The sequence below is a fragment of the Polynucleobacter sp. AP-Latsch-80-C2 genome (assembly GCF_018882185.1).
Classification (GTDB): domain Bacteria; phylum Pseudomonadota; class Gammaproteobacteria; order Burkholderiales; family Burkholderiaceae; genus Polynucleobacter.
The window spans coordinates 1-8,204 of sequence record NZ_JACVOY010000022.1; the positions used below are offsets into that span (position 1 = coordinate 1).

8 protein-coding genes and 1 pseudogene are annotated in these 8,204 nt (G+C 41.0%); 1 reads left to right on the plus strand and 8 read right to left on the minus strand.

Annotated elements, in window-relative coordinates; genetic code table 11:
* A partial coding sequence (locus tag ICN47_RS12585; RefSeq protein ID WP_216220255.1) for a hypothetical protein occupies positions 1 to 596 on the minus strand: 596 nt, incomplete at its 3' end.
* Between the two features lie 108 nt (positions 597 to 704).
* Here ICN47_RS12585 and ICN47_RS12590 point away from each other — a divergent pair.
* Complete coding sequence (locus ICN47_RS12590) at positions 705 to 1,556, plus strand: hypothetical protein (protein WP_216220256.1); 852 nt, start codon at positions 705 to 707, stop codon at positions 1,554 to 1,556.
* A gap of 4 nt (positions 1,557 to 1,560) precedes the next feature.
* On the opposite strand, the gene ICN47_RS12595 is transcribed toward ICN47_RS12590, so the two are convergent.
* The 7 genes and pseudogenes from ICN47_RS12595 to ICN47_RS12625 form a co-directional block, all read right to left on the minus strand.
* Entirely contained in the window at positions 1,561 to 2,127 is a 567-nt protein-coding gene (locus ICN47_RS12595; protein ID WP_216220257.1) for a site-specific integrase, read from the minus strand.
* 386 nt (positions 2,128 to 2,513) lie between these two features.
* Positions 2,514 to 4,619, minus strand: a complete 2,106-nt coding sequence (locus tag ICN47_RS12600; protein ID WP_216220258.1) for a DUF6311 domain-containing protein — start codon at positions 4,617 to 4,619, stop codon at positions 2,514 to 2,516.
* A gap of 622 nt (positions 4,620 to 5,241) precedes the next feature.
* Positions 5,242 to 6,453, minus strand: coding sequence for a site-specific integrase (locus tag ICN47_RS13110; protein ID WP_216220259.1), 1,212 nt, complete (start codon positions 6,451 to 6,453; stop codon positions 5,242 to 5,244).
* Positions 6,454 to 6,836: 383 nt separating this feature from the next.
* Complete coding sequence (locus ICN47_RS12610) at positions 6,837 to 7,613, minus strand: hypothetical protein (protein WP_216220260.1); 777 nt, start codon at positions 7,611 to 7,613, stop codon at positions 6,837 to 6,839.
* A gap of 30 nt (positions 7,614 to 7,643) precedes the next feature.
* On the minus strand, positions 7,644 to 7,799 hold the full coding sequence (locus tag ICN47_RS12615; protein WP_215311375.1) for a hypothetical protein: 156 nt from the start codon (positions 7,797 to 7,799) through the stop codon (positions 7,644 to 7,646).
* Positions 7,799 to 7,951, minus strand: a complete 153-nt coding sequence (locus ICN47_RS12620; protein ID WP_216220261.1) for a hypothetical protein — start codon at positions 7,949 to 7,951, stop codon at positions 7,799 to 7,801. The genes ICN47_RS12615 and ICN47_RS12620 overlap by 1 nt, the downstream gene beginning before the upstream one ends.
* A gap of 44 nt (positions 7,952 to 7,995) precedes the next feature.
* Positions 7,996 to 8,204 (minus strand): annotated as a pseudogene (locus ICN47_RS12625) (hypothetical protein); the annotation flags it as partial.

The window sequence follows — 8,204 nt, forward strand, 5'->3', positions numbered from 1 at the left end:
GCGTCAAACTTCACCTTACTGATCACAGCTTCGCTTACTTCGGCTTTAACAAGCTCAGCACGCTTGGTAGCTGACAAAGGCTTAGTGCCACCCATACGAATTTGCTCAACACCACCGTTTTCTTGCAAAAATGCAACCAAGTCTTCAGCACTAACTTCTTGTCGCAATGCTTCGCGCAAGGCAATAGAGTAAGCAGATACACGACGACGATCTACGCCAAATACACACTTAACAACACGAGTCATATCGTGTGTTGTAGCGCCAAAGCTATTGCTATAGCCCTTATCAGCGATAAATGCTTCCATCGCCTCTAACTTAGCTTTACGCACTTCTTTATCAGCGTCTTGCTTCATAACTAGATAAAAGCTGTAAGCCTGCTTCAAAATGCTATACAAGCGATTATTAGACTGAGCAAGCTCAACTGTTTCCCAGCTGATGCGGGCTGACTCCAAAGACTTCAATTGCTCAAATGCGCTAGGCTGAGTAGCAGATGTCGTGTTTGACACGACAATACTGCTAGGTACGCCAAGAGCGGCTAAGTTGATGGATGGGTTTACTGATTTTGCTACAGTAGAATCAATGATCAAATTTGTCATGACTTGTTACCTTTCTTATTAGCGCTTCCGTATTTGCAATATGCTTTTGGTCGCGTTAAATAAGATGATCAAGCCAATCTGAGGCTTCTTTTTAGGGTTTTGAAGAAAATGCAACTACCTAAATCACCCGCAAAGCCAACATCCACAAGGACCAACAAACCCAAGGCTGGTCAAGTGCAGTTGTTCTTCAAAGGATTGCCTGAGGATGTGCGTTTCAAGAGCCACAGCATTCCTGAGTCTTTAGAGCGAGCGAAAGGAACGCTATATGAAACTTGGTTTAATGCCCTGCAGCTATCGCCGCACTACCAATCAATTTGTGAAACTAATGAATTCCCCAGTGATGAAGCAAAGCGCACATTTGAATTATTCGGCGATCTTCGTAATGTGAGTTTTGATACATGGTGGATAGAAGTAGGCTATGGCATCTTTGCCGAAAAGAAGCCTTTTAATAAAGTAGCCGTAAACAATCAAACAGATGACTTTGGTGAGGATGTCAAAGTCCTACATCTAGAAATTCCACTCAATGTTTCACCCAAAACATTACGGGCGCAGTTTGATAACTTATTAGAGCTACACCACCCACATTACAAAGACTTTGATCGTTGGCAAGCCAGCACAGCACCTGCGCGTATGGAGTCCCGCAAACTCACCTCAGTCTCACTCAATATTTGCTTGGATGTTTATCGCTTGTTTCTTGAAAAATCCAAGCAAGGTGAAGCACTGCTGTATGAGATAGGCGAGGAACTGAGAATTAACCCCAAGCTCAATGTAGTGCATTCAGATAGGGCTATTGAAGTTAATGAAAAACGCATCAAAATGTCTTCCGCAGTGAGTGAGTATTTAGAAAAAGCCAAGAACTTAGCGGCGCACGCTACTGAAGGGCGATTTCCTTGCACAGACAATCATCCGTGGATAGAGCGACAAACCAGAGCGGCGCGTAAATCCCGCTACGGCGATTGAGTGCTTATATCAACTCAACGGCCGCCCTTTTCATGTCATCATTAACATCAATATATTTCTGCGTTACAGCAATACTCTTGTGTCCCGCTAGGCTAGCCAAGATACGCACAGAGATGCCCTTGTTTGCCAAGGTTGTAATAAATTGCCTGCGCCCACTGTGGCTACTAGCACCCGCAATACCCGCTCGCTTATAAAGCCAAAAGAAGTGCTGACATAAGGTATTAGGCGTCCAGCCCAAACGCTTAGATGTATGGAATAAGGGAATATCAGGCATGGTGATATGTCGAGTTTTGAGATACACAGCCAATTCTTCTTTTAACTTTACTGGCAAGAACACCGTTCTGCCGTCATTCCCTTTAGTTTGCTGTGCACTTAAACGAATTTCACTTTTAATCGAGCCATCGTCATTTAATACATCCCCCATTTTTAATTGAGCAATTTCTTTAACGCGAAGTCCTGCCCAATATCCCATAAGAAGCATTGCACGATTGCGTTCTGGATAAGTTGTGCTGCTAATGTAGCGTAAGAGTTGTTCTAATTCTGCTGTGGTGAGTGTTTTTGCTTGAGCCATTTTTGTCCTTTAGATAAATAAAACTGTGTATGCAGTTTGTATTCTTTTGCTCCAAAGAACGACCAAAATGTGTGATCAATAATCTTTCCAAGAATCAATGACTTAGCATTTAGCTCCGCCAAAGAAAATAGCAATAATCTTTGGTGGTGCTAAATGTATTTATTAAATCTGTGGGATAAAGACGACGAATTTATGCAAACACCTCAAATCAGCTTTACACGCTTAAACCAGGGGCTCTCTGATGCACAGCTATTTGGCGCTGCAATTAGTTTGCTTATAGACGGTTTTTGATGTGGATTAATTAAAGATTTATAAACCCATACGCACTTAAGACAAGTTGAATCTAAAGCAAGTTATATCAGTTAACGGACTAGATGCTAAAACTTTTAATTGAATTGAATAGACTTCAATCCAATCCCCAAGGTTCTCTTGTCTGCATTGGTAGCATCTGTTAAGTAAGGCGAGGAGGCGTTGGGAATTTCAACTTGAATTTTGAGAAATTTAGCATTCTGCAATGAGGGTTTCAGAGCAATATTGATTTGATTATCATCAAACTCTAAAAATTGATACTCTCCAATAAATTCATTGTTGATTGTTACTTTTAAAATTTGCTTTTGAAGAATTTGAGTTACCACATAAACTTTGAAATCAAGTGTCAATGTCGATGCTTGTTTATTAGGCAACGGAATATCTATCTCAACATTTGAAGAGTCAGACCATACACCCCAATCCTCCAACCAACTCCAACCTTTTCTGAGATAAAAGGCTGAATTCAAATCTTTCGCATAATTAGAAAAAATTACCTTCTGATTAAGAATGGGAACAAAATTATTCCACGTGTATTCATCAAAACTCGCAAATGGGGTGCAAGTCTTACAAGCTTTCCAATCTGGCGCAACAACGTTGAATTGATTCAATCTGGCAAAAACAGAATTTCTATCTGCGCTTGCCATAGCTGAAATAATCAGCCCGTCCTCTATGATATACAGGGCATCGACTTCAAACGTCCCATCATCAATAATAGTATTTAATTTTGAGTTGTAGTTTTGTACTTTTTTCGCATCAATTCGTGCTGTAAATAGTGCATTTGTTGACAAATGGTGTCTTGCTGAAAAGGCTGCAAAATTCTCCCAATAGGGCAATTTATTCCCAGCAGGAATTAAAATAAGCTTCTTGTAATGATTTCCTAAACGATTCCATTGGTCATTTTTTAGTTCGGGATACCCAAAACTACCGGAGAAATTAGATGAATATAATTTTCGAATACTCACCCATCCGGCACTTGTATCCACTACTTGCAATAGAAAAACAGATGCAATAATCAAATTACAAACTGACTTTGAATAGTAATTTTTTATGCAATACAAGAACACAAGAATAAGTGCGTAATAAATCGGCCAAAAGAACCGCCCCGCTGAGCGGAATATGCTTGCCAATGAAGTAATCCACGTCGGTAATTCAAATTGCTGCTCCCACATCCCAATCCCAACATTGTTAGTGATTGAAAAGAAAAAGCATGCGACAAGGATTAGAACTAGCCCTAAATATTGCATACCTAACCCAATCAATCTTTTGTAATTGGCTACAAGAGCAGGGATTGCAACCAACCCCATCACTATTACCCCAAGTCCTAAATAGTTATAACCCTCTCCCCAGGTACTTAGCATTTCAATATTTCCCAAAACATAGGACCAACCCTCGGGACTAAATGGTGCTAGTAGATTTAATCTAAAAAATCCATATCCAACATCACCAGCCGATTTTGACTGAATAGAAAAATAACCGGCCTGCCAAGCAACAAAAAATATGAGCGCCGATTTCATTAAAGCATCTATGAATAAGCCCCGCAAATACCCTTTATTACTATTTCTTATGTATTGATTTAAACAATCTCCACACCATAATAAAAAAACCATCATGAAGAGATAAAAATGAATTAGCTCAGACGCTATGAGTAATGCGGTCCAATATTCTTTTATCAATCTCTGTCTATGACTTAGCGTTAAAAATAAAGCAGCCAATATCAAGAAATGGGAAACAAGAGCAATTTGTGCCCCCGAATGCGTACTTAGCCTCCAAAGCATAGGAGGTGAAAACAAAAATATTGATACCCCAAATATTCGGGCGCTGAAATTCTTAAAGATTAATCCGACTAATTTCCATGCAAAAATTGCCTGCAATACAAAACAGCTTAATATCCAAATTCCAAAATATTGAAATGTTGGTGATAAAACCTTAGAGAAAATTTTAAAAAATATAGCCAGTAAAGGGATCGAATCGGTGTAGACAATTGAACTGCTGATGTCTAATCCGAAAGAAGGATTAAGCCCAACTGGATATGACCATGGAGAACTGCGATAAAACAACCAACCCAAATAGTGCTGGGTTGGATCTAACCAGCCCTCCAGCCATCCAACGTTTTTGGGGTTCAAAGGAGCAAAACCAACCACTATCCAACAAGCAAACAATCCCAAAAAAACTATTAGTGTCAAATTGACAAATCTTTGACATACAGAATTTGAAAAAAGGTATTGCTTAGGGGTTGCTTCTTTTGGATTGCCTAAAATTTGAATTTACTCACATAAAGACAACTTTGTATTCTTATTGAATTAAGTAGAGAGCTCAATCTCAATTAGATACAAACTTCGTATCTAATTTTCGTAGGAATTTTTATTTCTAGAAATTAAAGTTAGTCATGACTTTAAGAATTTACAGATGTGCCTAATAATCGGTCCGAGCATCTATTACAGCAATTAATTAGACTGCGCGGCTTAACATCTCTCCACCTGCCAATAGGACATTCATTCATTCCATATGACATCCTATTAGCAGTAGCGCATGCTTCAATGTCCAACGATCCATTAACAGTTAAGGCATTATTTACCGCATTACCCTATAGCGATATGGGGCTTCGCTATCACTACAGAAGACTTGTAACGTCAGGATGGATAGAGGTCAAACCTTCATCCAAGGATAAAAGAAACAAGACACTGATTCCCACATTAAAACTAATGCAGGCTTTTGACTTAATAGCGAATTCCTCTACGTAATCTTGCATAGATTGATTAAGTTCTTTTTTAATGCCCCGTCGTGTTTAACACGACACCCCCACCCCTACGCAAGCTTCTCTGCATTCATTTCGGGGGTGATCTTGCTGTAATGGCGCTCAATCATTAAGACACTGGTACCCATTTGCCTAGCCAGCGTATGAATATCCACTCCACTTGCTAGTGCCTGTGTCGCATAGGTGTGTCGTAGGCTATACAAAGTTCTGTTTTGCCCTGCTCCATTTTTTAGTAGACCACTTTTAATCATTAAGTGTCTAAAGATGTTTTCTAGTAAGTGAGGCATTTCGCCGCTAGGCAGAGTAAAGATTAACTTATCTAGTTTTGCGTCAATGATTTCGTCTAAATTGACATAAGGACGTTTCTGCCATTGCATTAACTCCTCCAAAGTCTCAATCACCATATTCCTAGCAATTAAGTAGCGTTGCCCAGTTTTGCCACTGACCCAGATGCGTAAATAACGTTTGTCTGCAATGTAGTGCCATTGAAGGTGCTTCCACCGTAGCGGCAAAGACTCTGTACTGTGCCGAATCCCTGTGTTTACTAAGAACTTGATATAGGCGGCGCATAGCACCCGCACTTCGCCTGGATGCCTGTGATGCACATTGCGTTGCCAGATCGGAAAGTACGCATACAGTTGCTCTAACTCTTCTTGAGTAAAAGCGGGGCGAGGCTGGCTTCGCTCCCCAGCCATATTAATCATTGGAATAATGCGGTTTTGCGCTATCTGCCCTTGCTCTTTAGCCAATGCAATCACCCTGTTGTACGCCAGTGCATGATGCTTTTTGGTGATGAGCTTGGCATTTCTACCCATTTGCGCAATGCGCCAATCCTCAAAATCAGCGACTAGCTCTTGTGTGATGTCCCCTACTTTGTATTTGCCAAAAAACGGGATGAGATATTTTTGCCAAACAAACAAATAGTCCTTGAAGTTACGCTCACCTCTCCTGCCACTTGCAATGCGCCTCATGTTGGCTATTTCTTCGGTGGCAAGCTGCCCAAAGGTCTTTTCGGTGAGCGCCATTCCAGCGTCAATTTTTATACGCACAGTCTCGTAAAGGACGATGGCATTTTGCCTAGCCTCTAAGAGATCATCCGCACCCGTACTAGCTGAATGCCACTTGTCATTGGACAACTTAAAGCGACATTGCCATAAATGCGACTGGGGGCGCTTATAGAGCGTTAGAGCGCCATCAAGTAGCTTGATTGCTTTTGGAGCTATAGGAGTAGCGTTAGTAAAAAGTTGGTTTAGTTTTTGCACACGCTTAGTGTGTTTTCAAACAGGGTTTTGGACGACGATTAAATGCCGTCTGTCGTCAATTTCTCACAGAGCGTCTTCTGCGGACAAACTGCGGTGCGCTTGCTTGCCGCTAAGCGCCAGTTGCGAAGGTGTGTAGTGTTTGAGAGATTGAGAGCCATGCTAAGTCAATGTTTTATACTGTGTAAGTACTCACTAACTTTTTTTATGATTCCGTCGCTCTAACCAGCTGAGCTAATTCGCCGAACTGATTATTATAAATGATTGCAGTGGTGCTGTGCAAATGTGCGAGTCTGTGAAAACTCTGTCTATTTAAGCTGTCCGTAGGTTTCTTTACGGTGCTGAATCCTGTTTGACGGCGTCTAAATCTGTGAAATCGTAGAAATTTAATAATCCCCAGTATTTAACTCCCACCAATCGTGAGCTGGGAAAAATATACGAATTACCTTCATTGCTTCATCTTGACGCCTTTGGGCATCCGCATATTCCTCTATATAGCCCTCCAAATCTTCTTTGGTATAGCCATCCTCATCATCTTCAACATAGTAGAGACCATCAGATTTAGCACCTTCATCCAATGCAATTTCTAGCATTTCAGGATTGTGGGGCAAGTGATCCCAATCAAACATCGCTTCGCTTAATGTTGCTAAAGCCTGTGCAAAATCTCTCACAGCCTCATAACAATCATGCTCCATAAACCTGTCGAGATATTTGCTATCACGCCCGCTACCCGTAAGCCCAAAGAAGTCTATTAATGGCTCATACATAGGGTCATACGCAAATATGCGATTTTTTCTACCAAATCCTACGCACAGCATCTGTTTTGTATACAGGTTAAGAATAATAAAATCGGGCTTATGAAGGCCATCAAAATGCTTAACAAGCGAAGGGCATATAGCCAATAACTTATCAATTAAATCTCTTTTATATTCGTCTAAAAATATAAACAGAAGGTGATTCTTGGGTTTTACGTTTTCACTTAGATCTGCCTCAAGCTCTTCAATGTATTCGATGCCGTTTTTGTCAAATGGCGCCTCAGGATCTTCGTCATAGGTTGGCTGACGATCAAAAAATTCCTGCGAATACACATCAGTTAAGTTACCCTCTTTTTTAAGAAGGTCAAGAAATGCCATGGCTTGGGGCGTGCCTTTAGTAATCTTCAAAATACACCTCGACTGTTGTTGAATGAATTACTAGTTTTTTACTTGACTAAGTTGCTGTTGTCCAGCTTTTATCTTCTGCCTAGCTCGCTCAGCACGAACGGCCTCTTGAGCACGCTTAACTTGTGCTTGCATAGCCTTGATCCGCTGTTGCTCTGGCGTTGGGGTTGTGACTTCTGTGATCTTCATTAGCCATGTCCAATCTGCGTTGGAATGCTGATCACATTGTTGGCGTCAAATTGGGCTTGAAGTATTTTGGTGGCGAAGTTGGTGTTTTCAGCAAATACGATAGTGGTTACAACCAAGCCGCTTGCTCTTACGGTTGCGCGAAATTGTTTCATATAGATATTTATGGGTGTCGTGATTAACACGACACCTACGGGCCTTACTTCTTAAACCCCAACTTTAATGCTCCACTAGCCAATTCAATTTGACTATCTAGTTCGCCTTGTTCCACGGCCGATTTGATGGTTTCCAATGCTTTAACTAAGTTTTGTGCGCTATCTACTTCAACGCTGTGCTTGCCTTTAGCAAGCTCAATCACTTTAGTGCCGTATTTGACTGACACGCAGACTTTGCCAGCTTCATTCTTAA